28 protein-coding genes are annotated in these 26,641 nt (G+C 42.9%); 9 read left to right on the forward strand and 19 right to left on the reverse strand.

Going from position 1 to position 26,641, the window contains the following annotated elements; genetic code table 11:
- Positions 1 to 3: 3 nt before the first annotated feature.
- The 8 genes from A3Q3_RS0102925 to A3Q3_RS0102960 form a co-directional block, all read right to left on the reverse strand.
- Positions 4 to 1,011, reverse strand: coding sequence for a VWA domain-containing protein (locus A3Q3_RS0102925; RefSeq protein ID WP_020182076.1), 1,008 nt, complete (start codon positions 1,009 to 1,011; stop codon positions 4 to 6).
- On the reverse strand, positions 1,011 to 1,913 hold the full coding sequence (locus A3Q3_RS0102930) for a hypothetical protein (protein ID WP_020182077.1): 903 nt from the start codon (positions 1,911 to 1,913) through the stop codon (positions 1,011 to 1,013). Before A3Q3_RS0102930 ends, A3Q3_RS0102925 begins: the two co-directional genes overlap by 1 nt.
- Positions 1,913 to 2,761, reverse strand: a complete 849-nt coding sequence (locus A3Q3_RS0102935; RefSeq protein WP_020182078.1) for a DUF58 domain-containing protein — start codon at positions 2,759 to 2,761, stop codon at positions 1,913 to 1,915. The genes A3Q3_RS0102930 and A3Q3_RS0102935 overlap by 1 nt, the downstream gene beginning before the upstream one ends.
- Positions 2,762 to 2,783: 22 nt before the next feature.
- The gene (locus tag A3Q3_RS0102940; RefSeq protein WP_025224408.1) at positions 2,784 to 3,809 is read right to left on the reverse strand and encodes a MoxR family ATPase; all 1,026 of its coding nucleotides are present in this window, start codon (positions 3,807 to 3,809) and stop codon (positions 2,784 to 2,786) included.
- Positions 3,810 to 3,926: 117 nt separating this feature from the next.
- Entirely contained in the window at positions 3,927 to 4,205 is a 279-nt protein-coding gene (locus A3Q3_RS0102945; protein ID WP_020182080.1) for a hypothetical protein, read from the reverse strand.
- A gap of 89 nt (positions 4,206 to 4,294) precedes the next feature.
- A complete protein-coding gene (gene moxG / locus A3Q3_RS0102950; protein WP_020182081.1) occupies positions 4,295 to 4,909 on the reverse strand; it encodes a cytochrome c(L), periplasmic in 615 nt (204 codons plus the stop codon).
- Positions 4,910 to 4,946: 37 nt separating this feature from the next.
- Positions 4,947 to 5,771, reverse strand: a complete 825-nt coding sequence (moxJ, locus tag A3Q3_RS0102955) for a methanol oxidation system protein MoxJ (protein ID WP_020182082.1) — start codon at positions 5,769 to 5,771, stop codon at positions 4,947 to 4,949.
- A gap of 132 nt (positions 5,772 to 5,903) precedes the next feature.
- Complete coding sequence (locus A3Q3_RS0102960; protein ID WP_020182083.1) at positions 5,904 to 7,694, reverse strand: methanol/ethanol family PQQ-dependent dehydrogenase; 1,791 nt, start codon at positions 7,692 to 7,694, stop codon at positions 5,904 to 5,906.
- Positions 7,695 to 7,926: 232 nt separating this feature from the next.
- Here A3Q3_RS0102960 and A3Q3_RS0102965 point away from each other — a divergent pair, with 232 nt between their 5' ends.
- The 7 genes from A3Q3_RS0102965 (at position 7,927) to A3Q3_RS0102995 (ending at position 11,956) form a co-directional block, all read left to right on the forward strand.
- Entirely contained in the window at positions 7,927 to 8,877 is a 951-nt protein-coding gene (locus tag A3Q3_RS0102965; RefSeq protein ID WP_026361724.1) for an ATP-binding protein, read from the forward strand.
- Positions 8,878 to 8,885: 8 nt separating this feature from the next.
- Positions 8,886 to 9,545 carry a response regulator transcription factor gene (locus A3Q3_RS0102970; RefSeq protein WP_020182085.1) on the forward strand — a complete coding sequence of 220 codons (660 nt, stop codon included), beginning with the start codon at positions 8,886 to 8,888 and terminating at the stop codon, positions 9,543 to 9,545.
- A 91-nt stretch (positions 9,546 to 9,636) separates the two neighbouring features.
- Positions 9,637 to 10,005 carry a hypothetical protein gene (locus A3Q3_RS0102975; protein WP_157355019.1) on the forward strand — a complete coding sequence of 123 codons (369 nt, stop codon included), beginning with the start codon at positions 9,637 to 9,639 and terminating at the stop codon, positions 10,003 to 10,005.
- Between the two features lie 12 nt (positions 10,006 to 10,017).
- Positions 10,018 to 10,410: a co-chaperone YbbN gene (locus A3Q3_RS14095; protein WP_020182088.1), complete on the forward strand. Its 393-nt coding sequence runs from the start codon at positions 10,018 to 10,020 to the stop codon at positions 10,408 to 10,410.
- A gap of 2 nt (positions 10,411 to 10,412) precedes the next feature.
- Positions 10,413 to 11,021: a hypothetical protein gene (locus A3Q3_RS14100; RefSeq protein ID WP_152604049.1), complete on the forward strand. Its 609-nt coding sequence runs from the start codon at positions 10,413 to 10,415 to the stop codon at positions 11,019 to 11,021.
- A complete protein-coding gene (locus A3Q3_RS13560) occupies positions 11,011 to 11,589 on the forward strand; it encodes a hypothetical protein (RefSeq protein WP_152604050.1) in 579 nt (192 codons plus the stop codon). Before A3Q3_RS14100 ends, A3Q3_RS13560 begins: the two co-directional genes overlap by 11 nt.
- Positions 11,590 to 11,596: 7 nt before the next feature.
- Positions 11,597 to 11,956, forward strand: coding sequence for a hypothetical protein (locus A3Q3_RS0102995; protein WP_020182091.1), 360 nt, complete (start codon positions 11,597 to 11,599; stop codon positions 11,954 to 11,956).
- A gap of 10 nt (positions 11,957 to 11,966) precedes the next feature.
- On the opposite strand, the gene A3Q3_RS0103000 is transcribed toward A3Q3_RS0102995, so the two are convergent.
- Positions 11,967 to 12,407, reverse strand: a complete 441-nt coding sequence (locus A3Q3_RS0103000; RefSeq protein WP_020182092.1) for a hypothetical protein — start codon at positions 12,405 to 12,407, stop codon at positions 11,967 to 11,969.
- A gap of 187 nt (positions 12,408 to 12,594) precedes the next feature.
- On the opposite strand from A3Q3_RS0103000, the gene A3Q3_RS0103005 reads away from it, so the two are divergent.
- Positions 12,595 to 13,560, forward strand: coding sequence for a trypsin-like serine protease (locus A3Q3_RS0103005; protein WP_020182093.1), 966 nt, complete (start codon positions 12,595 to 12,597; stop codon positions 13,558 to 13,560).
- Between the two features lie 1,285 nt (positions 13,561 to 14,845).
- On the forward strand, positions 14,846 to 16,006 hold the full coding sequence (locus A3Q3_RS0103010) for an IS30 family transposase (protein ID WP_020181889.1): 1,161 nt from the start codon (positions 14,846 to 14,848) through the stop codon (positions 16,004 to 16,006).
- A gap of 132 nt (positions 16,007 to 16,138) precedes the next feature.
- Here the strand turns inward: A3Q3_RS0103010 and A3Q3_RS0103015 are convergent, their stop codons facing one another.
- The 10 genes from A3Q3_RS0103015 to A3Q3_RS0103065 form a co-directional block, all read right to left on the reverse strand.
- Positions 16,139 to 16,411, reverse strand: coding sequence for an HU family DNA-binding protein (locus A3Q3_RS0103015; protein ID WP_020182094.1), 273 nt, complete (start codon positions 16,409 to 16,411; stop codon positions 16,139 to 16,141).
- A 94-nt stretch (positions 16,412 to 16,505) separates the two neighbouring features.
- Positions 16,506 to 17,348, reverse strand: a complete 843-nt coding sequence (locus A3Q3_RS0103020) for a TonB family protein (RefSeq protein WP_051086410.1) — start codon at positions 17,346 to 17,348, stop codon at positions 16,506 to 16,508.
- A gap of 62 nt (positions 17,349 to 17,410) precedes the next feature.
- Positions 17,411 to 17,827 (reverse strand): biopolymer transporter ExbD, encoded by a 417-nt coding sequence (locus A3Q3_RS0103025; protein ID WP_020182096.1) that lies wholly within the window; start codon positions 17,825 to 17,827, stop codon positions 17,411 to 17,413.
- Positions 17,824 to 18,123: a MotA/TolQ/ExbB proton channel family protein gene (locus A3Q3_RS14600; RefSeq protein WP_304412180.1), complete on the reverse strand. Its 300-nt coding sequence runs from the start codon at positions 18,121 to 18,123 to the stop codon at positions 17,824 to 17,826. Before A3Q3_RS14600 ends, A3Q3_RS0103025 begins: the two co-directional genes overlap by 4 nt.
- Before the next feature lie 432 nt (positions 18,124 to 18,555).
- Positions 18,556 to 22,344, reverse strand: coding sequence for a TonB-dependent receptor domain-containing protein (locus tag A3Q3_RS0103040; protein ID WP_033424930.1), 3,789 nt, complete (start codon positions 22,342 to 22,344; stop codon positions 18,556 to 18,558).
- Between the two features lie 96 nt (positions 22,345 to 22,440).
- Positions 22,441 to 23,439: a FecR domain-containing protein gene (locus A3Q3_RS0103045; RefSeq protein WP_020182100.1), complete on the reverse strand. Its 999-nt coding sequence runs from the start codon at positions 23,437 to 23,439 to the stop codon at positions 22,441 to 22,443.
- Between the two features lie 5 nt (positions 23,440 to 23,444).
- On the reverse strand, positions 23,445 to 23,972 hold the full coding sequence (locus A3Q3_RS0103050) for an RNA polymerase sigma factor (protein ID WP_369751653.1): 528 nt from the start codon (positions 23,970 to 23,972) through the stop codon (positions 23,445 to 23,447).
- Positions 23,973 to 24,255: 283 nt separating this feature from the next.
- Positions 24,256 to 25,416, reverse strand: a complete 1,161-nt coding sequence (locus tag A3Q3_RS0103055; RefSeq protein ID WP_020181889.1) for an IS30 family transposase — start codon at positions 25,414 to 25,416, stop codon at positions 24,256 to 24,258.
- 129 nt (positions 25,417 to 25,545) lie between these two features.
- Positions 25,546 to 26,022, reverse strand: coding sequence for a DUF2846 domain-containing protein (locus A3Q3_RS0103060; RefSeq protein ID WP_020182102.1), 477 nt, complete (start codon positions 26,020 to 26,022; stop codon positions 25,546 to 25,548).
- A gap of 23 nt (positions 26,023 to 26,045) precedes the next feature.
- Positions 26,046 to 26,543, reverse strand: coding sequence for a DUF2846 domain-containing protein (locus tag A3Q3_RS0103065; protein ID WP_081623259.1), 498 nt, complete (start codon positions 26,541 to 26,543; stop codon positions 26,046 to 26,048).
- Positions 26,544 to 26,641 lie beyond the last annotated feature (98 nt).

Raw genomic sequence — 26,641 nt, forward strand, 5'->3', positions numbered from 1 at the left:
GGGCTATTTTCCAATTGAATCGATACGCCATGTGCGAACCTCCGTTAAATACAGCCCTGAAATGACAACCGTGGCAAGTAAAGCAATTACGTAAAACAGGTGTGCCATGTCTTTTCTTGCAATCACTTCCTGATACTTAACTGGCTTATTTTTTAATTTGGCGATAGTTTGCATCGCCAGCTTTACCTGAGCCGGGTCTTCTGCCATATAAGCGTGATAAGGCACACCCAGTGTTTGAAAATATTGGTTTAGCGCATATTCCGGCGCAGCTTGATCGTCATCTCCCTCTAGCTTTTCGTGTAAACTCGACCCATTTTTAGAGCGTAAATAGATCCAATAGAGTGATGCGTTCTGACGTACAAATGCATTGCGCAGGAAGTCTTGTGTTTTGGCATCCAGATGTGCGGCACCATCCGAGACCAATAGCACCACCCTAGAACCGGTAACAGGCTGGCCTTCAAAAAAATCAAGCGCCATTGCCAGTCCTTTGTCTACGGCTGTAAAACCCATCCCCCCCACTTCTGTTGCACTTAAGCCCGACAATACTGCTTCACGATCATGACTCAGGGATGCAACTAACATGGGTGATGTACTAAACGTAATCATGCCAATCAAGTCTTGACGACTATTTTTTGTAAACTCAGTTAATACGCGTCGTGCAGCCGCCATTTTGGAGGCACTGCCGCGCTCAGGACGGTCTGCAAAATCATCATTCATACTTCCACTTCTGTCGAGTACCACCATAATGTGCGCACCATTGCCATAACGATCTATCTTTTGCTCACCCAAATAAGGCTTACACATAGCAATTAATAAACACGCCACTAACAGCGCACAACTGATGCGCCAAATACGTTCTATCCATACAGAAAATGGATCTTCGGGAATCATGTAAATAGAGGGATATTGAAACTCGCCTTCTGTTTTAACAAGCCAAGGCAACAACACGAGTGGCAACAAATACAGCGGCCAAACTTCAGTGATCTGAAACTCATTGAAAAGACCAATCATTACCCTTGCTCCAACTGCATGAGTTGTTTAGCAAAACTTTTCAACTCTTTTACAGAGATATTGAGCGGTTGATTAGCAAACAAGAATACGTCCGTGGCATTAAAAAACTGATGAATTTCATGTTCCAACTTGGCGTAGTGTGGGTATCTAATAAACAGAGAAGACAGTTGCTCTGTACTCATGCTGGACTGCATAGTGGCATCGAATGCATTTCGAATAGCTTTTACGGCTGCATATAGCGCTGTACGGCCTTGATCCTTGCGTAAAGCACCAATTTGACGGAATGCTAAGCGAAACGGTTGGGCATGTTTAGCACCAAAGGCCAGCCAATCATTCTTCCAGGCAAGATATATCAGCGCCCAAACCATCACCAAGGCACTGATAGTCATCGCTACAATATCCGCTGTGTAGGCTTTAGCTGGCGGCTTTGCATCTGCGCGCGGTTTGAGATGTGCTTCATCCAGCACAGTTGGAATCACTGGTGACACTATGATGGATGCTGCTTTTACGGGCACTTTGATGGATGTCTTATCCTTTACAAACTGTAAAGCCAATGCACCCAGTTTGTAGCTGCGCACTTCTTGTACCGATCTAAAATTTTGCCAATATAAATAAATGGTAAATTGTGTACGTGTGCCAAATTTTTGCTGTTTAGTATCTACTTTCACCAAATCATAATATGTTTTATTCCCCACGCTTGGCAGTGAAGAAGCATCTAACACATAGCCACTCGGCGCTTCAATAGTCACGGTTTGTAAGGTAATGTCTGCTAGGTGATATCCAAGTTCGCGCGTTTGGCTATGCACTGTAAATTGTGCCTGTAATGCCTCTACCGTTGCAGTTTGTGCTGCACACGAGATCGCCCATACCAACAGGCACAATAATTGAAATATCAATCGCATCAATAGTCCTCCAACAAATGCTGAGTCATCGCTTCACTATTAAATTGATTTAATACAAAAAAAGGAGGCCTGGTTCCAAAAGCTCTAAACAGTTGTGCCAAGTGTTCTCGACGATTTAGGTAAGCATTTTCGATTGCCTTTTTCAACCTAGGACGTAAGAAAACAGGACGAGTACCACGCCCCTCCATATCGTTCACTCGCATCCATCCCCAATCTGGCAATTGGCTGATTTCAGCAGTATCCCAAAGCACTACTGGTACCACATCATGCATGGCTAATCCATGCAAAGACTCTGTTAGTAAAGCATCGTCCATATGAAAATCAGAGATTAAAAAAATCAATGAGCGTCTTTCAGGTAGCAGTTCAGTGACACGGGGCAAAGCTTTAGCGCCTGCAGGATGCAAGGGTTGAGTGCTACGCATTTTGTGCACAATATCGTCAACTACGGATACGCGATAAGCGCTTGGCTCATAAATATCCATACGTAATGTATCGTCTGCAGCAACGCAACCAAAAGCATCACCATTGCGCGTCGCCGACCATGCAATGGCTTGCACAATGTCGGTTGATAATTGCCATTTGTTTTGTTGCCCGACAAATTTCATGGATGCAGACATATCCACCACAGCAAACACTTGTATGGCATAACGCTCATGAAAGCTTCGCACCATGAGTTGATTCGGGACTGTATTTAAAGAGGCCTTTAAATCTAAGCGCTTAGGATTAAAATGCTGCATCAGTGGGACATGCGCGTTGAAGTCAGTATTACCACCTTTCGCTTTGGTCGAGTGGCTGCCTACACGCCCTCCCCGGGTGCGCCATCCAATGTGGTAGAAGAACTCTTCCATCAATATCACCAAGGATGTAAGTCTAAGGAGCCGTTACGTGAGATAACACCGCATCTAGCAATTTGGGCGCAATATCATTTCGTCTTAATTCATAGGCTGGTGTAAAAAATATACGGTGCATCATCACCGCATGAAATACGCTACGAATATCATCTGGCGTCAAATAGTCACGCTGCTCTAACCAAGCTCTTGTACGCGCGGCAGTCATTAGCATACCAACACCGCGTGGGCTAGCACCACCTGCAATCAATCGTGGCATATCAATACCATCTAATGTGATACCGGCTGCAACAGGGTCTTTTAACGTACGCCAAAGATGTACTGCATAATCTTGAAACACAGGCTCTGCGCGTACATGCTTTTGTATCATCTCAAACATCGTATTCATCGCCGCAAATGGCACAACGCCTTCATATAAGCCTGTAATCATCTTATCCACTTGCTGAAACTTAACGTCAAACATGAGGGCGCGCTGCAATTCAAAATCATCCGGCGCGCTGATGTTAATTTCCATAAAAAAACGATCACGTGCCGCGGCAGGTAACTCAAATGTTTCTTCACGCTCTAAGCGATTTCTGTCTGCAAATACCGTCAGATGCGGGAAATAATATTCACGATTAAATGCATGTGCTGAACGTTCAGCCATTAAACGTAACAACATAGAATGCGCTTGTGGTCTTGCTCGATTAATCTCGTTGAAAAAGAAAACCGCCAACTCTTCACCATGCTGTAGCAATGGCCCAGGCGCCACCGATGGCTGTCCATTTTGGTTGATATAAGCGTGGTATAAAAAATCAGAAGGCATCAGATCGACAGCACCTTCTATACGTTGATATTGCCCGCCCAACAATCTTGCAGCGGCTCTTAATAATGTTGTTTTACCAACACCCACGTCGCCTTCTAATAAGACATGGCCGCGTGATAAAACTGCAATGGTGAGCAACCTCACTTGATGGTTTAAGCCTAGAACAATTTGATTGATTGCATTTTCAAATAAGATGACTTGCTGGCGGTATACGTCTAAATCCATTTTGTTTGAATCGGTCATAAGTTTCTTTAATATGAGTGCGCGGACTAGCGGTAAAAATTGTGTTTCATCAATGGTGGTAATCACCAGAATGAATTAACCGATGCTTCTCAGCATCGGTTAATGTTGTCACTCAGATTACTCTGCGACGTTATAATCAAACTTGCCAGTTGCTTTTGCATTTGCAATACGCTTTTCATTACGCGCATCCATGGCTTTAATCGAAGCTTCTTGTTTACCCACTTCTACTGGATCATGTTTTGGATCGTATTTTGATCCAGCAATTTTTGCCGGAAAGCCAGGTTTAGCTTCCCAGCAATTGCCAGCTTCTTTACAGTTTTGTCCGTCATAAGCCAATGCTGAGCCAGATGCAACCATCGCGCCCGCAAGTACTACCAAAGTCATGATTGTTTTCATTTAAATCTCCTTCTCATATGGTTGCTGGTGTTGCTGTCTACTTGTAGCAAGCCACCAGTCAGCTCACTACAAATTTAAAACTGGTGAATCTATTTTTTCCATTTCGCTTTTTTGGGGTCTCCGCTGTAAGCACTTCTCAACCAGCTCATGACCTGCAGGATTTCATCTTGCGACAACAACCCCCTTTGCGGCCCCATCATGCCCTGTCCGCCTCCATAGATAGTCTCGAACAACCCTTTATCTGTTGCGTTGTTTGGGTATGTCCAATAATCATCCGTAAGCGCCGGCCCTAGTTTCCCCTCAGCTAAGTGACCATGACACCCCGCGCAAGCAGTAGAGAAAATGGTGTACCCACTTTTATTGATGGCTTCATAGTCGTTGTAAGGGTTTTTACCCGTCACTTTGAATGCTTTGACTGCAGGCGTGTCATCGCCTTTTTTATCATTAAAATCCAAAGGATCCCCAGAGATGGTGCCGCGAAAATCAAGCATCGGCCCAGGTGGCACCGCTATCGTTGTAGGCTTGTTTGCTTCAGCCAGTTTGAGATGCTCTGACACAGCTTCTTTTTTTGCATCCTCGCTAACCATGCTGTGACTATCAAGCTCTTGTGCTGAATTACAGGCCGCCAGATACACTGTCAATCCCACTGCTGCAACTGCAGTATGAAATCGAACATCTCTCACCATAGAAAAACTAAACTTCATATTTTTACTCACTTATTCAATTAAAAAACTTTGTTTATTAAAGCAATGGAATACCTTCTTTTTTTAGCACTGCTTCAATCTCAACCTTTTTGTCATCAATCACTTTGTTCAACGCTTGTTGCAATTCAGTGTCACCTTTTCTCACACCCATCACTACGTCATAATGCATAGGCACTTTCACGCCATTGGATTTCTTCGCATCATCTTTAATCAATTGCATTTTTAACTTGGTCTTTGCCTCACGCACATAACGAGCAGCCTCTGGCGCCCACAACTCAGCAGCGTGTAGCACTTGGCTCTCAACATCGTTGACCAACCTTGATGGCTCAACTCTGATGTAGTTATTTCGCGTCGATTTATATCCTTGAATCTCTGCAAAATAGTCGAACATGTCATCAAAACGATTAATCTGAAGCAACATCACCTTGCCCGGACTGTCTGGTAAAACACCTATCCGAAATGATTTGGCTTTCAACATTTCATCGTTCCAAGAAGAAATATCAATTTCACGGTCTTCTTTTGTCACAAATACATAACCGCTTTTAAAGTAAGGCTTGGTTTTTAAAACCCGCGGGTCAGCCGCATCCATACCAAACACAACATCACATTTGTTCTTATCTAAAAAATCACGTACGGAATATCTTGGGTCTTTCCAAAATACAAATTCCACTTTTTTATTGAGCCCTTGCCCGATCACTTCGGCTAGTGCATTCTCAAAGCCCTCTTTTTTCACATTAGAAAATGGCATTTCATTTTCACCGGCACACACACGCAACTCATCTGCATGTGCCTGCGTTGCAAGAAAACACAACACACCGGCTACCATTGAAAACAAACTGAATACCTGCTGTTTTTTAAACATAAAATTCGCATCGCCTTATTAATATTGCCAAAAGTGGTTACTCATTCGTCAGGATCTGTACCCAACATTTAGTTTGACCGTGGCGCTAAAGGTGAATACACCTCAGAGCGCCACAGTTTCCCTATTTAAAAACTACAGACTGAACACCATTAAACCGCCACCCATATTGGTGTGGTTTTGGAGCTCTTTAAATGCACCTACTGCACCCAAACCAGCACTTGGATCGGTTAAGTCAAACACCAAACCTACACCAGGCCAACCACCTACACCGTACATACTGCCGACGTATTGTTTGCCTTTAAATGAGTAAGTCATTGGCGAACCGATACCACCTGAAGGCATTTTGAATTTCCACAACTCATTACCGTTGGTTTTATCCAAAGCTTTAATATGGCCATCAAGTGTGTTGTACCAAACCAAGCCGCCTTTGGTGTATAAAGTACCGCCCCAAGCAGCAAACTTCTCCCACTTCGTCCATTTAACGTTGCCTGTTACGGTGTCAAATGCACGAACCTGACCCATCTCTTTCTTAGTTGGGCCATTTGGGCCAGGGTACATCGCTAACGTTGCACCAACGAAGAATTGACCTGCACGGTATGGCAACATGAACGGCTCCCAATCCATACAAATATGGTTCAAACCTGCATAGAGCGTACGTGATTCAGGATCGTATGAGTCAACCCCTTGGTTATGGAAACCCATCGCTGAGGGGCAAATGTTGGTACCTTTGTGGTCCATGCGTGTTGAGAACTCTGGATCACGTACTGGCAAGCCAGACTTCAAATCTACTTTCTTAAACACGTTCACTGCTGGGTCCACTTTATCTGCCAAGATGAGCTCGCCAGTATCGCGATTTAATGTGTACATAATGCCGTTGCGGTCAATATGTGTTAACAGTGGCGTCACTTTGCCTTTTACCGGCTGGTCAGTCAGCACCATTTGGTTTACACCAGCAAAGTCCCATTCATCATGAGGTGTTTTTTGGTAACCCCACTTTGCCATGCCGGTATCCACATCACGCGCCCAAATCGTCATAGTCCATTTGTTGTCACCAGGACGCATCGTTTCATTCCATGGTGCTGGATTACCAGAACCGTAGTAGAACAGATTTAATTTAGGATCATATGCATACCAACCCCAGTTAGTACCGCCACCAATCTTCCATGCATCACCTTCCCATGTTTTGGTACCCAAACCAAATTGACCATAGTGCGGATTTTTTTCATTGAAGTTTTTAGCTAGACGAACAGACTCATCTGAACCAGTAGCAAACGCACGCCACTTCAGCTCGCCTGTTTTTAAGTCCACAGCATTCACTGCACCACGTACACCCAATTCAGCACCTGAGCAACCAATCAACACCGTATCTTTAACGATATAAGGTGCCTGCGTAAGCGTCATCCCTACTTTAGGATCGCATAACTCAATTTTCCAATTTTCTTTACCGGTTTTAGCATCCAATGCCAAAAGATGGCCATCCGCTTGTTTTTTCACAATCTGACCAGCGCCATAGGCCACACCACGGTCGACAATGTCACAACACATCACTGCTTTTGTAGAAGCATCTTGTTTTGGCTTGTGTGACCAGACAATTTTGCCTGGATCATTCAAATTGATTGCATATGTATTATTTGGAAACGCAGAGTGAACATACATCATGTCGCCAATGACCAACGGTGCGCCTTCGTGCCCATGCAAAACACCCGTTGAAAAAGACCAAGCCGCTTTTACATTTTTTACATTATTTTTGTTGATTTGCGTCAAATTACTATTGTGCTGACTAAAGTAATTCCCAGTTTGAGTTGCCCATTGATTTGGATCTTGTACTCGCTTATCCAAATCAGCATCTGCATATACAGCATGACTTGTCGCCATCGCCAGCAGACCCCCTACGGCCACCCCTATCAGTTTGCGCTTATTCATAAATGTCCCCTCTATAAGGTTAAAATTAAAAACCAACCATCACATCAGTAATGGTGCAACCGAATAGTGAGCCTGCACGACCAATTAAATAAGATGAATGATTCCCGCTAACCTGATAAAAGGTTCCCTTTCGTCATGTTTTGTTACAAATTACTTAATCTTTCTTACTTTTTTTCATTAGCGGGAAGGATTCACTATTCTGAATCAAGCGCAGTAAGTAAAAATGCCAAACATGAATACCTGTAGAAATTTTTGGGTGAATCTCAACCCAGTCAAGCGTGATGTAATTGTTTTATCTTCGATCATCGTGTTGTCCTATACCACAATGATGTATATCGACCTGGCAGAGCTAATTTCAAATAGCCTATCTGCTTACGAATATCTGCAATTGGACGAAATCCCTTATCTCATCTTGCTGGTTGCTTTATCCTTGGCCATCTTTACCAAAAACCGGATGGCTGATTTAAAAAGAAGCATTCACTTAAAAGAGTTGGCAGAAGAAAAAAGTGCAACGCTGCTCGTGGAAAACCAACTGTTAACACAGCATGTCATGGAAGTTCAAGAGCGAGAAAGGCTAGAACTTGCGCGTGAGCTACACGATGAAATTGGGCAATATCTCACCGGCATCAGTTTGGATATCGCGACACTGACGGCATATCAAGATGAACGTATTGCCCTACTCGCCAATCGAATTTCCAACAACTGTCGCATGACACGCAATATTTCTAGAAAATTGATTAGACGCTTGAGGCCAAGTTCGCTGGATAGTCAGGGAATCAAAGGCGCAATCCATGCAACGGTCAAAGAATGGATCAGTTATCACCCGCAGATTCGCATAGATACTGAGATTGATAGCTTTACAAAAGATACAGATGAGAAAACCAACATCACGATTTATAGAGTCGTGCAAGAATCCCTGACCAACATCGCCAAGCATGCTCAGGCAAAGCATGTGAAGCTTGCATTGCTATTTAATACATCTAATCAAAGCATTCATCTTGCTATCCAAGACGATGGGATTGGCATCCAGCTGCAATCACGCCCTTTAGGATTTGGTCTGATTGGTATGCGCGAACGAGTTCATGCCGTGCATGGCCAACTATCCATTCATTCCAACTATCCGCGTGGCACTTCAATTGAAGTAACAATACCGCTCACGCCTTTTAATCAAAATTTAAGGTAACCACACATATGAACTATCACACGAACAAAACCATATTACTCGTTGATGATCACGTTGTTGTCAGACAAGGGTTAAAAAACTTATTACAACAATGGGGATACACTGTGGTTGCAGAAGGCAGCTCCGGGGAAGAGGCCATTGTTCTGTGGCAGAAGCATCAACCCAGCCTTGCTATTATTGATTTAGATATGTCTGGTATTGGCGGTTTAGAAGCGTTAAATCGTATTTTATTGCGGGATAAAAGCGCAAAAATTTTGATTTATAGCATGCATGAGGACAGTATTTTTGCCATGCGTGCCATCCAAGCCGGCGCAAAGGGGTATGTTATCAAAACCGATGATGCCCAAACCTTGTTAGATGCAGTGAGTAAGATTATCAATGGTCAGCGCTATATCGGCCAAAAACTTGCGCAAAACTTAGCCATTGATCATGTCAATGACAATCGACGTCCCTTAGAAAAACTCTCAGCTAGAGAGTTTGAAGTATTTCGACAAATTGTTGATGGCAATTCACTCACTCAAATTTCGAACAGCCTTAATATTTCTTATAAAACGGTTGCTAATATTCAGACACAAATTAAGCAAAAGTTAGACGTGCAAACTACAGCAAATTTGGTACATTTGGCTATATTACATGGCGTAGTAGGCAAGCGGGAACCTTTGGCATAATCAAGAGTGAATCATTCCCTATTCAGTCAAGTAGCATCTCTATAGCATAGCCACTTCAATTACAACCTTTTGTAAAGTCGCCGCTATGTCAATGATGAAGTCTCTGCGTATTTTGTTTAGTCTAGTCTTAATAAGTTTATCCGCCATATCCCATGCAAAATCTAACGTAGCTAGTGAGAAAATCATCTATTCAGAGCAGGAGTTTATTCAAGCGTTTGATGGAAGATCTCGCAGTGAAGTACAGAAAATATTAGGCAAACCAAACAAAAAAGAAACGGCCGTACGCCCTATGGGCGCCGACCAATATACGGAAAAAGCGGGCAATACCAGCTTAAAGAAAGATGCCATTGAAATGTGGTACTACAGCAAAATAGTGCGATTTAACAGTAAAAAAATTTACAAAACCATTGAGCTAACCTTTGCCAACGACAAATGCATCAATTTCTCTTTTGCATTCTAGATCACAAATATTATGTCGACTATTACGCTAAACAAACACAATTTTAAACATACCATTGAGCAAAGTAACTTTGTGATTGTATTGTTTACTGCCGATTGGTGTGAGCCATGCAAACTGTTTGAGACAATATTCAACGATCAATCAAACAGTAACACTGAGATTGTATTTGGCAAGGTTAACATCGACGATGATCCGTTGATTGCAGATTACCTTAATATACAACAAGTCCCAACTGTACTCGCCATTAGAGAAACCATTATTGTCGATGGCATCCATGGCGCCATGAATTCAATTGAGTTCATGCAGATGATTCGTGTATGGGCAAACATCCGTACCACTGAGTTTAATCGGCATTTTTCAAATACAGGCAAAAACAACATTACTGATGCCACCATCAGTGAATAGTGATGCGCGTAAAATATCTCTTTGTAAGTTCGCTATGCTTCATATCAAGCCATTCAACCACTTTGCTCGCAGACAGTTCTCGTCAACCACAGGATACGGTCAAGCAAAATCACACACCGGCTCGCTCATCAGCCCACATAAAAAATCTTGCTGCTTTATTCGACCAACATGCTGATGACCTTCAGAAGTGGATGGAACAAGTCTATATATCCAATCCACATGAACTTGAAAAAAGCACCAAGGTTAGTGCACATGAAATGGCTGACTGGGTTTTTAAAGGGCCTTTTAACTGGAAATTTGACGCTATTCAAGAACTACAAGCACGCGAGGCATTGGTAATAAGTGTATCTGCAGATTTCAATGGTGATCGTATTTTAGCTTTCATCACAGGCACGTATACATTGCTTGCCCAGTATTATCAAGGGCATCACCCACTGCCACATAGGAAGTCATTATTAGAGGCTACCCAAGATATACAAGTAGCGTTGAACGCATTAGTAAAAAACGCAAATAATTCAAATGCCAGTCTAGCAATATCCAGTATTGATTACGACGCCTTCACCGCCATTATCCACAGCATTAAATCCGAGATAAAAATGATTGAGCAATAAAATCCGCCATTCACTACTTCATAAAATTTACTGTATTAATACAATGTATCTCACACACCTATTCCTCATTGTGTTTTCTCTCCTATCACTACCAGGATGTCAGAAGGATAACGCTGACACCCCAATCGATAGTGTTACGCAGGTTGTACAAGTCAATCCTGGGGCGATCGATATTCAATCCTTGTATTCCATCTCATTCCTTTCCCCGCAAGACAATAACATTGCAGCCAAGTGGCTCGTTACTCAAGACCAAAAAGATCGAGTCTATAGCGTCATTCCAAATGCTATGGAAAATCAGTTTCAACAGCGGCTGGACTACTTATCCACACAGTTTAAAGAAGAAAAAAGGATTATCGCCAACCGCATTGTTCAGACACGTGACCTATTGGAAAAATTTAATATTTCAACTAATTTTCTCATGCTGCTAGACGGGATGATTGCTGTGAAACAATCGCACCTGATTGGTAATTTTGGTGATTATTGTCAATTTTATATTAACTTGAGACAGCACAACTACGAGCATGCTGAAGCTGTTAAAAAAATGAAATCTCTCTCTATTTCTCATTAAGGCCGTCATGAAGCATCCTTTTACATTTGATTCTCCAAGCTTGGTTTTCATCATGTTAATCAGCTACTCGGCACTCATCGGTGCCGAACCAGCCGACGCAGAGACGCCGGCACTCTCTTTTATTCAATTAGTTGGGAAAGAAGATGCTGACTGTGCAATGAAGGACGGTCAGATGATGCTACTGGCTAGCAGTAGCCAAGATCACACTATAGAAGTGTGGGTCGATCGTTGGTTTATGGAGGTGCAGACCGCAGACCACACCAAACATGTTTTATCCATTGACACTCCGACAAGCCTACTTGGCTGCTCTAACACATTATCAGGTAAACAGCGCTGGACAATTCACAGTGCAAAAGTTTTGCCTTAGAAAAGAGTAGCTACTGCGCGCTGCGGTGCAGTGGGCCAAAGCACTGCTCCAAGTAAGCTGACTCATCAGCACACATGACTAAACTATTCCCAGTATCATCAAACCGTACATAGTGCACCGCGCTTATACCAGACTGTGAGACTTCACCATCACAGTCTTTCTCATCATTGGCGCGCGTGACCTGGTGCTCTAACTTATAAAAAGCATATTCACTATGTTCATCCGCAATAAAATAAATACTATCTGTCACTTGTTGTGCGCTAGACGCTCTCAAATGACCATCTCTGGAAAACTCGTAAGTTTCAACACATCCAGAATCGGGCAACTGGTAACGCCATGTGCCAATAATGGAAAATTGAGGGAATGTAACCAGCCCGTGCAGATGCTCCTGATTTGCATGTAAGGTAACAGCGCTTAGACCAAGTAACAGTATGAATAGATACTTCAACATTTCTATACCTCGCAATACGTGCAAATGTGTTGTTGAAATATCATAAAATATCCTTCTATATTTACATCATGATAATTTGAAATTAACTCTTGGAGTTTTTCCTTCTAAAACCATATAACCATATGTTTTAATGAAGCATTCAGTTAAACAGTCGCTTTCCACTAATGTACCTTGATGAATGTGAGCTATGAAAAAAACCATTACATTGATATTAGTTTTGACCCAGCTTAATGCACACGCTGTCATCAATGGTCAAGAAACATCACCCAACGATGTATTCTCAGTCAAACTTAACATTAAACAACAGCATTGGTTGAACTCAGTCCAAGAGTGGGACAAATATGAATCGACCTGTAGTAGCGTTATTGTCGGCACACACCCTTTAACAATCATCACTGCAGGCCACTGTCTAAAAGAAATTGAGTTAGATCCCAACAATCAGCTACCTAAAATCACCATCACTGACACCAACTTTGATCAATTAGACTCCATCAATATCAGTAATGCTTTTTATTACCCATTTAGTGAAATTGAAAACAACTTAGCGCTTGATGTTGCCATTCTGGTTTTCGACAAATCACTACCAAAAAATGTGAAATCTGTGTCAATTGACACAAACCCAAACCTTGGCGATGTATTGGTGTGCGGCTTTGGTAGTGCATCTAACGAAGCCGTGTTATTTAACCCACGCTGTAGCGTTAAAAAAACCTTAAATAACTTAGATGATTTTTATGCGGTGATGCCTAAACAGTATGAACAGTCGGACCCAATGCTACATATTAAGGCAAGAGCCCAATTTCACTACAAACAAGAAATTATCAGCTCTCTAGATTACTTAACTGCAATCAATCGGTTGGATAGCAAGCATCAATATTCGGCAGCAGAACCGATGCCTACGCATGGAGATTCAGGCGGCCCATGGTTAGCCAAAACAGCGGATGAGGGTTTCTTGCTAGTAGCCATTACAAGCTACGTGGAGCGTTTTTACAATAAAAACGATGACTGGTCATTCTTTGCTAAAGAGGCTCCTTTAGACGATTACCCCTACATTGCCTACGGCGTAAAGTTTAATAGTCCAGAAGTAAAAAGTTTAATCGAAAATGCGAAAGCTAACGGTGCTGATATCACACTCATAGACACTACAATAAGATGAAATAAACCATTATTGGTTACATTTTTTAACCACCTTTCTCCTAGATAGTTTATAGGTATATTACTCTCAACTTAAAGCCTAAGTGGTAAGGGCAAGATTTCAGAGGAGTTGAAATCTGATGTTACTAAGCGATTAGAAGTATCTATACAAAACATTTACAAGTAGGCAAGTGCATCAGGTCCATCCGAACAAACAAATCGAAATAAATAATCCAAAATTCGGGAAAAACTCCCATATGCACAAACGGTAAATTTCATCATGCTAATGGCTAGGGCTTGTTTTTACCACTAGGAACGTTTGAATTAGGGCGACTTAATTTAGACGGGGTAAGCAAACCCTAACAGCACTGCTAAACTTGCATGTTTATCTCTTGCTTTAAAGCATCTCTTCGGAGGTGCTTTTTTCTTTTGGAACTATAGGTAACACAAAGTAACTCATCTGAACCCGCATAGTAAGGTCGCTTTTATTTTCTCTGCTAACTCTACTTTGCTATTCTTTGTATCTGGTAATCACCCGCCTATACTCCCCGCTTTAGAGTTGCTTACTTGTAATCTATGGAAACTCAACAGATACGGGAACAAAGCCGCTGTTGAGTTAATCTATCGTTTCAGAAATGCTCTACCTTAGTTTATATTTAATGGCGAAGTAGTACCCGTGCTGAAAGCATTTACAAAAGACCCGATATTGGACGCACTTTTTGCTAGGATAGAGTACCACTACGACCAATTTGTTTTGCGGATTATTTCTCTTTGAGAAAAATAGATAAATTATGACAAGAAACCTCAGAAATAGGACTGTGGCGAAATTTGAGAATAGCCATCTAGGCATCAGCCCCGCATGGTGTGGGCTTTGTGGCTAGTAATGCTAAGTATGCCTGGAAAGCATGACTTATTGGCGGTGCATCTAGTCTTAAGCTAACCACTCTCAGATCCTACCCTGCTTTTAGGGAAATTTACAGGGAATTGTTTAATTTATAGCTATAGGTAGACTATGTATATCAACTACTATCCATACAAATAGAGCATAGACAACGACATTAAGTTTAGGCTTCATTGATAAATCAGGGAATAACAGGGAATTGCTAAATTGTGCATTAACTCAGTTCGAATCCTTATCGAGGATTCGAACTAACGAGGACAAAGATAAGCGAATTTTCATGCATAGAATGATTAACACGTTTCAGGAATGATTATTATATTTTTTGTAGATTCTGCGGTTATGGGGTGTGAGTTCAACCGGTCGATGCAACACGTTATTCTTATACAAAAGAATGAGGTGTTGAAAAATGAAATACAGACCAAGAATTTATTATAGTGATGAGCAGAAAGCTATCATGTGGGATCGCTGGAAAAAAGGTGACTCGCTGCATGATATAGCCCGTTTATTTGACAGAAATCACTCTTCAGTAGGGCGTATATTATCTCTGACAGGTGGGATAAGACCGCCACAAAGAATACGTTCACATCTAGCTTTATCACTATCAGAGCGTGAAGAAATTTCCAGAGGTGTGGCAAGTCAAGAATCGTTTCGTTCGATTGCCCATCGGCTTGGACGCTCTCCATCTACCATTAGCCGTGAAATCAAGCGTAACGATGGTTATCAGCAATATCGGGCAACACAAGCTGATCAAGCTGCCTGGGATCGTGCTAAACGTCCAAAGCTTTGCAAACTATCAGGCAATCAAGAGTTAATAAAAACCATCACATGTAAGCTACAATCAAACTGGTCACCGCAACAAATTGCCGGTTGGTTGAAAAGAGAGTTTCCTACAGAAGAGCATAATCAAGTGTCACATGAAACCATCTATCGTAGCTTGTATGTTCAGACTCGTGGCGTATTGAAAAAGGAGTTAATTCAATACCTGAGGACGAAACGTATTATGCGTCGCTCCAAGCATTCGAGCTTGAAAGGCAATGGGCTTGGTCAGATTACCGATACAGTATCAATCAGTGAACGCCCAGCCTCCATAGAGGATAGAGCTATACCAGGGCATTGGGAAGGCGACTTGATAGCGGGGTCTAAAAACAGCTACATCGTGACATTGGTCGAGCGTCACTCACGATTCGTAATGTTAGGTAAGATTAAAGACCGAAAATCCGAAAGCGTTGTATCTGCTTTAATCAAGCAAGCAAAGAAACTCCCCAATGAGTTATACAAATCACTCACTTTGGATAGAGGTACGGAGTTTGCAGAACATCGCCGTTTTCAAGTGGAAACGAATATTGATGTGTACTTTTGCGACCCCAACAGTCCTTGGCAGCGTGGAAGCAACGAAAACACTAATCGCTTATTGAGGCAGTACTTTCCAAAAGGTACTGACTTATCGGTACACTCACAAGCTAAACTAAGCGCAGTGGCTAGACGGTTAAACGAAAGGCCTCGTAAAACATTAGATTACGAGACCCCAGCAGAAAGATTTAAAGCGTGTGTTGCGTCGACCGGTTGAACTCACAGGACAAAGCGGACCTTGAGCTCATTTAATTCTAGGTGTAAATAATATAATTAATTAGAGCCTGTAAAGAGAATTGGGTCACCAACACTTTGATTTGCGACCCCATTATTTAGGCGATTTTAAAGATTAATTCACTGCCTCTTTAAGTGCTTTACCCGCTGTGAATGCAGGTGCATTACGCGCAGCTACTTTCAGTTCTGCTCCTGTGCGTGGATTACGGCCTGTACGTGCAGCACGCTTACTCACTTTAAAGGTACCAAACCCAATCAAAGTAACGGCATCGCCTTTCTTGAGGGAGTCTGTAATAGCGGATGTAGTGGCATCAATCACTCGTCCTGCTTCTGCTTTAGTAATACCTGCTTGTGTTGCAATTTCTGCAATTAATTCTGATTTATTCATTTACACTCCTTATTGTTAATTGTTGAATGACATCGGGCCCTTACTTTGCTGGGTATTGCGTGATGTGTCAATCCGTAGATTGCTTTGCCTTACCCTACTCCAACTTAAACCCCACAGGAATCGTCACCGTGAAGGTTTTACGCTCTAAATTGGCATGTAACGCTACCTGCTCAATCGCCTTTTTAATCGTTCTCATCGCTTCTTCATTCAGTACTTGGTGTTGACTCGCCTTTGCTAGCTCGACTGAAACAAGCTTGCCTTGCCTAAAACTGGCAATCACTTGCACCTCCCCTTCTAAATGGCGTCGTATGGCAATGGTCGGGTACTGTTTGAGTTTATTCACCATGGCAGCTAAGGCTTTGCCATAGCCATCCCATACTTCGTCTGAGGTCGCTACTTCGCTTGATCTGGTGGTAGCTTGTTGTTGTGCAGTGCTTGTCGTGGTTGGCACTGTATGGGTAGGCGCTGTTTGGGTTTGGGTTGGTGTAGGGTTAGCTGTAGCAGGTGTGGTGTTCGGTGATGTCTGAACTGGGGGTGTTTCTTCCTGTGTGACTGGTGGTGTTTCTCTCTGTGGTTCTACAGGCACTTGATAGCGTTGATCAGGTACAGGTGTGGGGGTGGCTAGTACTTGACGCTCTGTCTTCGCTTTAAGTGGTTTGGTCACTGGGGTAGGTGGAATAGGTTTGGGTGGTTCTGCTTGTGATACAGGTTCTGTTGGTGGTTGTGGCTGTGTTGCTACAGGTGTGGGTTGTTCTGGTAATGGGTTTAACTCGACCTGTATGCTGGTACTGGGTGGTTGTAGGCTCTGTTGGTTAAAGTACGGGTACACATAAGCAATGGCGATATGCAATAGCATGGAGGCGATTAAGGCCCACACTAGGGATTGGTCTTCATTGTCTTGCGTCGTCACAAGAAATGATTGGTGGTAGGTATGCATGGTACGTGTAATGAATATAAAGGCTGAGGCTAGCTGCGTTTGAAGGTAGACAGTTGCGTCAATTAAGGGCTAACCGCCTCTGGCAACATCACAAAGCTAAATTTGGTGATGTTGGCACGTTGTATGGCGGCCATGACTTTCGCCACAGTGCCATACGCAGCCTGTTCGTCTGCATAGATTTCTATGGCAGGATCGGTGCTGGCTTTGAGCATATTGAGTTCATCACTGAGTGCGGTGATGGTAATGGGGGTGGTGTTGAGGGTGATGTCCCCCTGCGGTGAGATGCTAAGTTGTAAGGTCTTGGGTTCGGTCTTGGCGATGTGGGCATTGGCTTGCGGCAGTTTGACGGAGACTGCATTCATGAGCAAGGGTGCGGTCACAATAAACACGGTGAGCAATACCAGCATGACATCGACCAGTGGGGTGACGTTGATTTCGCTCATGACTTGGTCTTCTTGATTGCTGAGTAACATGCTCATGGTAGTTTGGTACCCATGCCAGATTTCACGATAAGGTAGTGGAAGGCAATGCCAAAGTTCTCGATTTGGGCATTGGAGGATTTGAGTTGTCTGAGGAAGTAGTTGTAAGCGAGTACGGCAGGTACGGCAGTGGCAATGCCAATGCCGGTGGCAATCAGGGCCTCCCCTATTGGACCTGCCACGACATCAAGTCCAGCAGAGCCTTTGCTGGAGATGTCTTTGAGGGCATGCATGATGCCCCATACGGTACCAAACAAGCCAATAAAGGGTGCGGTAGAGCCAATGCTGGCGAGGATGGCGAGTCCTTTCTCGGTGCGGGATTGTTCGACATGGGCTTGTTGTTGGAGTACGGGCGGGTGACCAGTTCTTTTCTGTCGTCATGGTTAAATGCGTTGACACTGAGACGTAAACGTTTCCATTCATCCAAACCAGCTTGGCAAATTCTTGCCAAGCTGCCATCGGTGAGTTTGGTGTTAGCACGTACATGTTGCAGGTCTTCTGCTTGGCTGAATTCTTCTAGAAATAGGTGGTTACGTTTGTTGAGTTGGTAGAAGCTCACCCATTTATGGATGACGACTCCCCATACGACGATAGACATGAGGGCAAGTAGGATAAGTACGCTATCGATGATGCTGGGGAGCTGGTAGAGCATAGGGTTCCTTTGAGTGTTATTTGTTGTTAGTTTTATTGTTGATGTTAAAGAATGAACAAGATCACTGTTGACTCCTTCATAGCGGTTTAGGCACAAACTGGTAACTCAACGTAAAAAACGCTGATCTTGGCGCACCAGTACCTAAAAAGCTGGTGCCTTGCCATTCACTGCTGTTGTAGTTAAAGCCACTTTCACCCACTACACCCAAAGTGCCAGGTGAAAAGGCATTTAAGCCCAGACGCCCAGCACTGGCATATTGTTTATCAAACAAGTTATTAATCTGCATGCCAAAAGTCCACTCTGGTGCCAATTTATAACTGGTTTGAAAGTTAAACACGCTATATCCGGCTGTTTTACCTTCGCGCCAGTCTGCGCGATTAAGCTGGCAAACATTTGGCCCTCCTGGTGTAGCGGGCAGGCAGTTTATTGGGATTAGTGGTGTTGCTGGTCCAGCCTTATGTTCATTATTTTCGTTACCGCGTACAAACGCTTCGGAATGCAGAATCATATTGAGCCCAACATTCCATTTGTCGGTAATCTCGTAACCTACATTGAAGTTGAGGTTGTGTAGTGGCACGCCCGGCATGCGGTTGCCCGGCTTTACTTTAATCTGACCGTAAGTCCCTTCTCGATCTGAGTTCAAATCATACACATTGCCCGAGCTACTGTTATACGGGCTTGCCAAGGTGAAAGTAGATTGGAAGGTAGCATCAGTCAACGCGTAGTTAATGCCAAAGCTGGTTTTGCCTGCCTTGCCTTTTAAACCCATCTCCAAGCCTTGGCGACGGGTATTGCCAATGTTTTGGAAGTAGCTTTGAGTGGCATTTACCGAAACAAAGTAAATATCGTCGGTTAAATCAGTGCGGTACACACTGGCGTTCCATTCGATATCATCTGTTAGATGTCCCCTTGCACCAAATTCTAGACTTTTGGAACGCACTTGTTTTAAATAGGGGTCACCCGACATGGCACCAGGCAGATTACAATTGCGGCGCTCTCGGAAAGTTCGGGGAACAAAAATAGGTTTACCATCATCACCAAACCTATCAAACACTGGGCTATCATCAAACGCACAGCCTAGCTCAATGGTGGTAGGTGTTCTGGCACCACGGCTCAAGTTGCCATAGAGGTTTAAATCTTCACGCGCTTGCCAAGTAACGCCTAATGAAGGGTTAAAAGAACGGTATTTGAATTTTTCTTTTAATCCCGGATCCATCCCGATAATGCTATTTCCATCTTCACGCAGATAACCAAAGCTAGGATCAAAGGGCACAATATAGCCATCCAGTCCAGTGGGGCATTCACTGGCATCCACTGTGCCATCATTGTTATTATCGGTACACAATGTCAATGCATTAAGCAAATTCAGGATACGATTAACATCACCGAAATTGCCCACGCGACTCACTGCTAGTTGATTATTGACCCTGGTGTGGTTGTAACGGGCGGCAGCGGTGATATTGAGCGTTTTAATCGGTGTCCAGGTCTCGCTGAAATATAGGCTCTTGGTGGTGTTGTCGCCTTCAAAATTATTGAGTGCAAATCCGTTCTGTTTGCTATTGGCAAAGTATTCCCACCCAAGCTGATCTGGCGCAGTATATCCATGACGATTTGCATCTAAAAAACCAAGATACTGTTTGCTATCATAAGTACTGTCTGATGTGTCGTAAGAAGCGCCAACCATAAATTTATGCTTATCCAAATTCCAGTTAAGCTGCAAAGCCGCGCCTTTGCCATCTTGGTCAATCTCGGTATCGTTAAAAATAGCAGTAGGCGTACCTTCGATATAGCCAGTTTCCAACCCGCCTGTATTGCCACCTAATGTGCCGTATTTGCCATCCCTGCGAATTTGGAGGCCATTAGCATCAAGAATACACGGGGAACCAACATTATTCCCCGTGCTACCCAATGAGCACAAAATAGGATAATTACCTGGATTGACTGGACCTACTAACTCAAAATAATCATGATAAAAGCCATTATTATCGGTATATCCACCAAAAGTACCACCTCCCAGCCCACCTCCACCAACTAGATCATATCCATAACTATTGTTGCCGGTACCAGGATGAGGCGTTGTAGAAGATGGCAAAAACCCTCTATCTATTAGAAAAGTATTGGCCGTAACGAAGGCGGCGGCTCGGTTTTCCCAAGTGAACCTGACCAAATTTGCGTAATCCGCAGATACAGGCGCATTGAACGCATCGGGAATATTAGAAGGTGAATTAAAATTATCTAGGTTTCTACGCGGGTCAACTGTCCAGTTCAATATAGATCTTCCAGAACCATCAGCTGCTGTAACGATTGCCTGATTGGCAACGACCGGTTGCAAATTACCACTTCCATCCACAGGCGCAAATTGAGTACCAATCGCTAAATCATCCACACAAGTTGGGTCTACGAAAACATCACAGATTGCACCACTAGTCGTCAGCGGATTGCCAGCCGCATCTGCCGCCACGTTATAGGCATAGTCGTTATAATCTGGCAGCCCATCGCGGTTAATATCTTGCAAGCCTGGCAATAATTGCCTTGTGCGGTCTCTGGTGGTGGCCGATGCATAAGCGCTATCACTTCCCCCAAAATTCTCATTCACATCCGAAGTATGACTTTTGCGCTTGCTTTTACGGTTGTATATCTGGCCGGTAATATTAAACTTATCAGTGACATCCCAGATGCCGCTTAGCTGAAATTGCAATAAATCATTTTTGCTCTCGTCGGGTGAGGTATAAACCTGTTTGGGATTCTGGTCGACCATCTGCTGCGGCAACAAGCCGTTGCCAGTGAGTTTGTTGCCCGCATAAAGCATACTCAAGCCTAACCTTGCGCGTTCGTTTTGCCACTCGGCCTTGCCGAACAGTTGATTGACTTTACTGGGGGAGTCATCACGCCAGCCATCCTCCATAAAAAAAGTACCTGCAGCAAAACCAGCTATCACGCCATTATTGCCACCCGCTGAAACCTGGAGTTGCTTACGCCCAAAAGAACCACCTAACACTTCCATATCTAAACCAGGATCGTTAAAACCGCTTTTGGTACGCATGGCGATTGCACCACCGAGCGTACCAAGTCCAAAGATGGGGTTGGAACCAGGAAAAACATCTAAACCACTTAGCGCATTTAATGGCAGCATGTCCCAGTTCACCACATCGCCAAACGGCTCATTGACGCGAATGCCATCTAAAAATACCGAGATGCCTTGCGCAGTACCCAACTGAGGTGACGCCGTAAAACCACGGTATTGCACATCCATCTGGAACGGGTTGCTTTGATAGTCATTCACATTTACCGATTGCAGTTTAGAGTTCATTAAGTCAGTTAAGCTCAGCGCATGCGACTCTTTAATCTCTTTTGCAGTAATACTTTGTACGTTGCCTGGGATTTCTTCTTTGGTTAAGCCTAAACCTGGCAGTGGTCCAATGTCATAAGAGCGTTTGGCGCGCACGTTGATCTGATCAAGTTGGAGGTTGGTACTATTAATATCTGGAATTTTTTTTAAAACTGCACTGTCACCATCAAGCTCAGTTGTTAACCCACTGTTTGAGAGTAGTTCACGCAGCACTTCTTTACGAGTCATGCGGCCTTTAATGGCTGGCGCTGTTTTTCCGTCTACTAACTTATTATCAAATGAAAGGCTAAGCCCTGAACTACGCGCAAATTCCTTTAAAGACATTGACAAAGGCTGTTTAGGCAGATCAACAGTAACGGGCAGGTTAAAGTGGTTATCTTGCGTGGCTGGTAATTTTGTGTTCAGCTCGTCACTGTGAGCGGATGCTGGAAACAACAAACCACTCATAAAAGCCGATCCTGAGACTGAAACAGCTAAAGCCAAAGACTTTAATTGTTGTCGTTTTGAATACTTCATACCGATTTCCTAAAAAAACAGTGTTGTTACTTGTTTAACTGTTTAATAAGAAATCGACTGATGTCTAAATTGAAAAAATATCTAAAAATTATCTAATTATTTTTTAGACTGCCGAATCAATGTTTGATTAGGTGATTTTTCAATGTCTACTGAAGCCATATTAGGTAGGTTGGCAATAAACTTCTCCACGTCCTGTTTTTTAATCACGGCGGTTATCTCGGCATCGCTAGTTAATGGCGTTTGCACACTCACTTGTGGCTGACGGTATCTTGATAAAGTCTCTGCAATCTCTTCCAAGCCTGCTTTATCAAACGTGATAATGCCCTCCGTAAAGCTAAATGCATCGCTAGCAAGTTGGTTTGTGCGTTTTGGTGGGTGGTTTTGATGCACCACAGCGACTTGCCCATTTGTAATCACCAAAGGCGCGCTCAGTGAAGCACCTGATGTATCTAGCGCATCCACTTGTACTTTACCGTGGTCAACACTGACGCGAATCAGTTTTTGTAATCGATTGACTGCAAACTTGGTGCCTAATACGGTAATACGTCCATAGCCGCTATCTACAATAAATGGACGGCTCTCATCACGCGCCACATCAAAAATCACCTCACCACGTTTTAGTTTTGCGACGCGACGATCACGGAAATAAGTAATTTCCAACTCACTATTGGCATTGAGGTTAAGCTTTGTGCCATCGTCTAGCACTTCATTTTTAATTTGACCAATGTCTGCAACTTTGACTACTTCCATGATGGGTTGCGCTTGCCAACTACGATAGGCAAAGAGGCTTGTAAATGCGATAAGCGTGATAGCCAATAAGGAGCCAATCGATTGCGTGATTTTATTGCAGCGTTTTTTCTTGTCTAAAAATGCCTTTTGCTCCATTGCCGCATCTAGCGACTTGAGATCTTCGGTTGAGTCAAACACTTCCCAAGTTTTAGCCACTTCTTCATACGCAATTTGATGGATAGGACTCATTATTAACCAAGCTTCAAACTGCCCACGGTCTGGGTGATCATAATCCACTTGTTGCATGCGTAAAAACCAAGCAACTGCAGTTTCACGTAATGTTTTTTTGTGTTCTGATGGGTTCATTGTTGCTATGAAATTAAATCGCGAGCTTCCATAAAATCTAACATCGCCCTCATCATATGACGTTGCACCATATTTTTAGAGATGTTCATGACGGTGGCAATTTCATCTTGTGGCATTGACTCAATACGGTATAACCAAAACACCTGTTTGCATTTTGCTGGTAACTTATCCATGATGCTTTGCACAATTTGTAATCGTTGCTTAATGTCTAGCAGGTGCTCTGCTGATGGGATTGAATCTAGATTTTGCAAATCCTCAATACCATTATTGGTTTCAGTATGATTTGAATTGGCATCAAAGACAGACACAAAGCGCGAGCGTTGCTTGAATCCATCTACCACTAAATGTTGAGTAATTGTTCGCAGATAGGCGTGAGGGTTTTCTTGCCGACTAGCATTATTACTTAATGCAAAGCGCACTAAAGCATCATGCAAAATATCGTATGCCGAGTGTTTACATGTAGTTTGTCTGTAGATACTTGGCAATAAATCGGCATAAGCCCAGCGCAAATCAATGCCATACCAAAACATCATATTCATTTGCTTAAAACAGGCATTTAGGATCCCGCCATTATTCAACACCCTTATTGCGTGCAAGTTTTATACCATTACAACACCCGAAATTAACTATATGAATTCACTACGATTAATTAATCAGGAGTGAATATTTCCTTAATGAATTTGGTTCATATAAACCATGATGGTGGTTTATATGAACAAATTATTATGGGGTCAAAGAGCGACTCTAAAGTGATTTCAGAAGAAGTTACTTGGTATGGAAATCTTGATTTTTGAATGGCCGCTTTGGGGTGTGAGTTCAACCGGTCGACGCAACACACGCTTTAAATCTTTCTGCTGGGGTCTCGTAATCTAATGTTTTACGAGGCCTTTCGTTTAACCGTCTAGCCACTGCGCTTAGTTTAGCTTGTGAGTGTACCGATAAGTCAGTACCTTTTGGAAAGTACTGCCTCAATAAGCGATTAGTGTTTTCGTTGCTTCCACGCTGCCAAGGACTGTTGGGGTCGCAAAAGTACACATCAATATTCGTTTCCACTTGAAAACGGCGATGTTCTGCAAACTCCGTACCTCTATCCAAAGTGAGTGATTTGTATAACTCATTGGGGAGTTTCTTTGCTTGCTTGATTAAAGCAGATACAACGCTTTCGGATTTTCGGTCTTTAATCTTACCTAACATTACGAATCGTGAGTGACGCTCGACCAATGTCACGATGTAGCTGTTTTTAGACCCCGCTATCAAGTCGCCTTCCCAATGCCCTGGTATAGCTCTATCCTCTATGGAGGCTGGGCGTTCACTGATTGATACTGTATCGGTAATCTGACCAAGCCCATTGCCTTTCAAGCTCGAATGCTTGGAGCGACGCATAATACGTTTCGTCCTCAGGTATTGAATTAACTCCTTTTTCAATACGCCACGAGTCTGAACATACAAGCTACGATAGATGGTTTCATGTGACACTTGATTATGCTCTTCTGTAGGAAACTCTCTTTTCAACCAACCGGCAATTTGTTGCGGTGACCAGTTTGATTGTAGCTTACATGTGATGGTTTTTATTAACTCTTGATTGCCTGATAGTTTGCAAAGCTTTGGACGTTTAGCACGATCCCAGGCAGCTTGATCAGCTTGTGTTGCCCGATATTGCTGATAACCATCGTTACGCTTGATTTCACGGCTAATGGTAGATGGAGAGCGTCCAAGCCGATGGGCAATCGAACGAAACGATTCTTGACTTGCCACACCTCTGGAAATTTCTTCACGCTCTGATAGTGATAAAGCTAGATGTGAACGTATTCTTTGTGGCGGTCTTATCCCACCTGTCAGAGATAATATACGCCCTACTGAAGAGTGATTTCTGTCAAATAAACGGGCTATATCATGCAGCGAGTCACCTTTTTTCCAGCGATCCCACATGATAGCTTTCTGCTCATCACTATAATAAATTCTTGGTCTGTATTTCATTTTTCAACACCTCATTCTTTTGTATAAGAATAACGTGTTGCATCGACCGGTTGAACTCACAGGATTTTGCAGCTATGGGGACAAAGCAGACGTAGAACGATTGAATTAAGGTGCATACTTTAGCGAGTCCTACTTGAATGTTGACTTGGGCGAGACCAACTTTGTGGTTGCCAATTCAATGAGTGCTGTTTTTTCTTCAATTACTGCGATTTCCGATCTGTATACAACATCATGTAGAGAATACTCACTACCAAAATTTATTGGATCTGATATTCTTAAGTAGTAAACCTGACCTGAGAGGATTGGTATTGTTAGTTTGACAGGGTGATATCCGGCCAAGTAGTTATGCTTAAATTCAAACGTATGTTCTCCTGGTCTTATATTTAACTCTAAGTACCCTTCCCTTGGCATAGACGCAACATCAGTACCATCAAGAATAAAGGTCGGCGAATACGCACTTTGCCAGTGGCCCATATCCTTGCGATACACATAAATTAAAGCATTGTTTTGAGCTGCATTATCAGCTTTTTTAAATGCAGGGCCACTAGCAGTGGCACAACCCGAAATTAGAGCTATGAAAATTAATGTCCATATCCTTAAATGCATTTTAATAGCCTTTTTAAAAACAATTATTCAACATACAGTTTCTGTTCTTGAAAATGACAAGACTCTAATTGCTGCAGCGCAACATCTGCATCCATCACGCCAAAGCCAAATTTAAATGTCAATGGTATAAAAGCTAGAGAACCAGCCACCCAAGGCACTCCCACAGCAGAATCAGAGTGGAAGCCAATGAAATAAGTATTGCCAGCCTCTAATTTGATATTAAAAGAACGAGGTTCTCTTAAGACTTTTGGATCGCCAATAATGTAATTAAAACTTTGTTTAAATTCATATGTATTCGGGGGCAAGCTAATGGTTGTATATCCCTCGTTTTTTAATTTAATGGTGGGTTTATCATCAATACTAATGTTTACCTCTCTTGCCGATGCAGTAAATGCTGCTGGCCTTAAAACATATACTAGCGCTTTACCATCTTCAGGCGCGGATAAGCTCGTAAATTTTGGCCCTGTAGCCGCACATGAGCATGTTAGAAGTGACCATAACAATATAAATATAACTCTCATTTTTCCCCTACCAATTATTAACTTGCTGTTCAATAAAAGATTGGCTGTAATCAGCCTCGCTTACTTGATCTACCATTCGGTTGTTTAAACTTTGAATT

The organism is Methylotenera sp. 1P/1 (genome assembly GCF_000384355.1).
Taxonomy (GTDB): domain Bacteria; phylum Pseudomonadota; class Gammaproteobacteria; order Burkholderiales; family Methylophilaceae; genus Methylophilus.

Bases quoted from the DNA above. Each gene is read 5' to 3' on its own strand.
- moxG (WP_020182081.1), bottom strand. From the start codon at position 4,909: ATGAAGTTTAGTTTTTCTATGGTGAGAGATGTTCGATTTCATACTGCA.
- A3Q3_RS0103010 (WP_020181889.1), top strand. From the start codon at position 14,846: ATGAAATACAGACCAAGAATTTATTATAGTGATGAGCAGAAAGCTATC.
- moxJ (WP_020182082.1), bottom strand. From the start codon at position 5,771: ATGTTTAAAAAACAGCAGGTATTCAGTTTGTTTTCAATGGTAGCCGGT.
- A3Q3_RS0103060 (WP_020182102.1), bottom strand. From the start codon at position 26,022: ATGCATTTAAGGATATGGACATTAATTTTCATAGCTCTAATTTCGGGT.
- A3Q3_RS0103055 (WP_020181889.1), bottom strand. From the start codon at position 25,416: ATGAAATACAGACCAAGAATTTATTATAGTGATGAGCAGAAAGCTATC.
- A3Q3_RS0102975 (WP_157355019.1), top strand. From the start codon at position 9,637: ATGATGAAGTCTCTGCGTATTTTGTTTAGTCTAGTCTTAATAAGTTTA.
- A3Q3_RS0103040 (WP_033424930.1), bottom strand. From the start codon at position 22,344: ATGAAGTATTCAAAACGACAACAATTAAAGTCTTTGGCTTTAGCTGTT.
- A3Q3_RS0103045 (WP_020182100.1), bottom strand. From the start codon at position 23,439: ATGAACCCATCAGAACACAAAAAAACATTACGTGAAACTGCAGTTGCT.
- A3Q3_RS0103065 (WP_081623259.1), bottom strand. From the start codon at position 26,543: ATGAGAGTTATATTTATATTGTTATGGTCACTTCTAACATGCTCATGT.
- A3Q3_RS14095 (WP_020182088.1), top strand. From the start codon at position 10,018: ATGTCGACTATTACGCTAAACAAACACAATTTTAAACATACCATTGAG.
- A3Q3_RS14100 (WP_152604049.1), top strand. From the start codon at position 10,413: ATGCGCGTAAAATATCTCTTTGTAAGTTCGCTATGCTTCATATCAAGC.
- A3Q3_RS0102930 (WP_020182077.1), bottom strand. From the start codon at position 1,913: ATGCGATTGATATTTCAATTATTGTGCCTGTTGGTATGGGCGATCTCG.
- A3Q3_RS0102965 (WP_026361724.1), top strand. From the start codon at position 7,927: ATGAATACCTGTAGAAATTTTTGGGTGAATCTCAACCCAGTCAAGCGT.
- A3Q3_RS0102995 (WP_020182091.1), top strand. From the start codon at position 11,597: ATGAAGCATCCTTTTACATTTGATTCTCCAAGCTTGGTTTTCATCATG.
- A3Q3_RS0102945 (WP_020182080.1), bottom strand. From the start codon at position 4,205: ATGAAAACAATCATGACTTTGGTAGTACTTGCGGGCGCGATGGTTGCA.
- A3Q3_RS0103015 (WP_020182094.1), bottom strand. From the start codon at position 16,411: ATGAATAAATCAGAATTAATTGCAGAAATTGCAACACAAGCAGGTATT.
- A3Q3_RS0102970 (WP_020182085.1), top strand. From the start codon at position 8,886: ATGAACTATCACACGAACAAAACCATATTACTCGTTGATGATCACGTT.
- A3Q3_RS0102940 (WP_025224408.1), bottom strand. From the start codon at position 3,809: ATGACCGATTCAAACAAAATGGATTTAGACGTATACCGCCAGCAAGTC.
- A3Q3_RS0103005 (WP_020182093.1), top strand. From the start codon at position 12,595: ATGAAAAAAACCATTACATTGATATTAGTTTTGACCCAGCTTAATGCA.
- A3Q3_RS0102960 (WP_020182083.1), bottom strand. From the start codon at position 7,694: ATGAATAAGCGCAAACTGATAGGGGTGGCCGTAGGGGGTCTGCTGGCG.
- A3Q3_RS0103000 (WP_020182092.1), bottom strand. From the start codon at position 12,407: ATGTTGAAGTATCTATTCATACTGTTACTTGGTCTAAGCGCTGTTACC.
- A3Q3_RS0102925 (WP_020182076.1), bottom strand. From the start codon at position 1,011: ATGATTGGTCTTTTCAATGAGTTTCAGATCACTGAAGTTTGGCCGCTG.
- A3Q3_RS0103050 (WP_369751653.1), bottom strand. From the start codon at position 23,972: ATGATGTTTTGGTATGGCATTGATTTGCGCTGGGCTTATGCCGATTTA.
- A3Q3_RS0103020 (WP_051086410.1), bottom strand. From the start codon at position 17,348: ATGCATACCTACCACCAATCATTTCTTGTGACGACGCAAGACAATGAA.
- A3Q3_RS0103025 (WP_020182096.1), bottom strand. From the start codon at position 17,827: ATGAGCATGTTACTCAGCAATCAAGAAGACCAAGTCATGAGCGAAATC.
- A3Q3_RS0102935 (WP_020182078.1), bottom strand. From the start codon at position 2,761: ATGGAAGAGTTCTTCTACCACATTGGATGGCGCACCCGGGGAGGGCGT.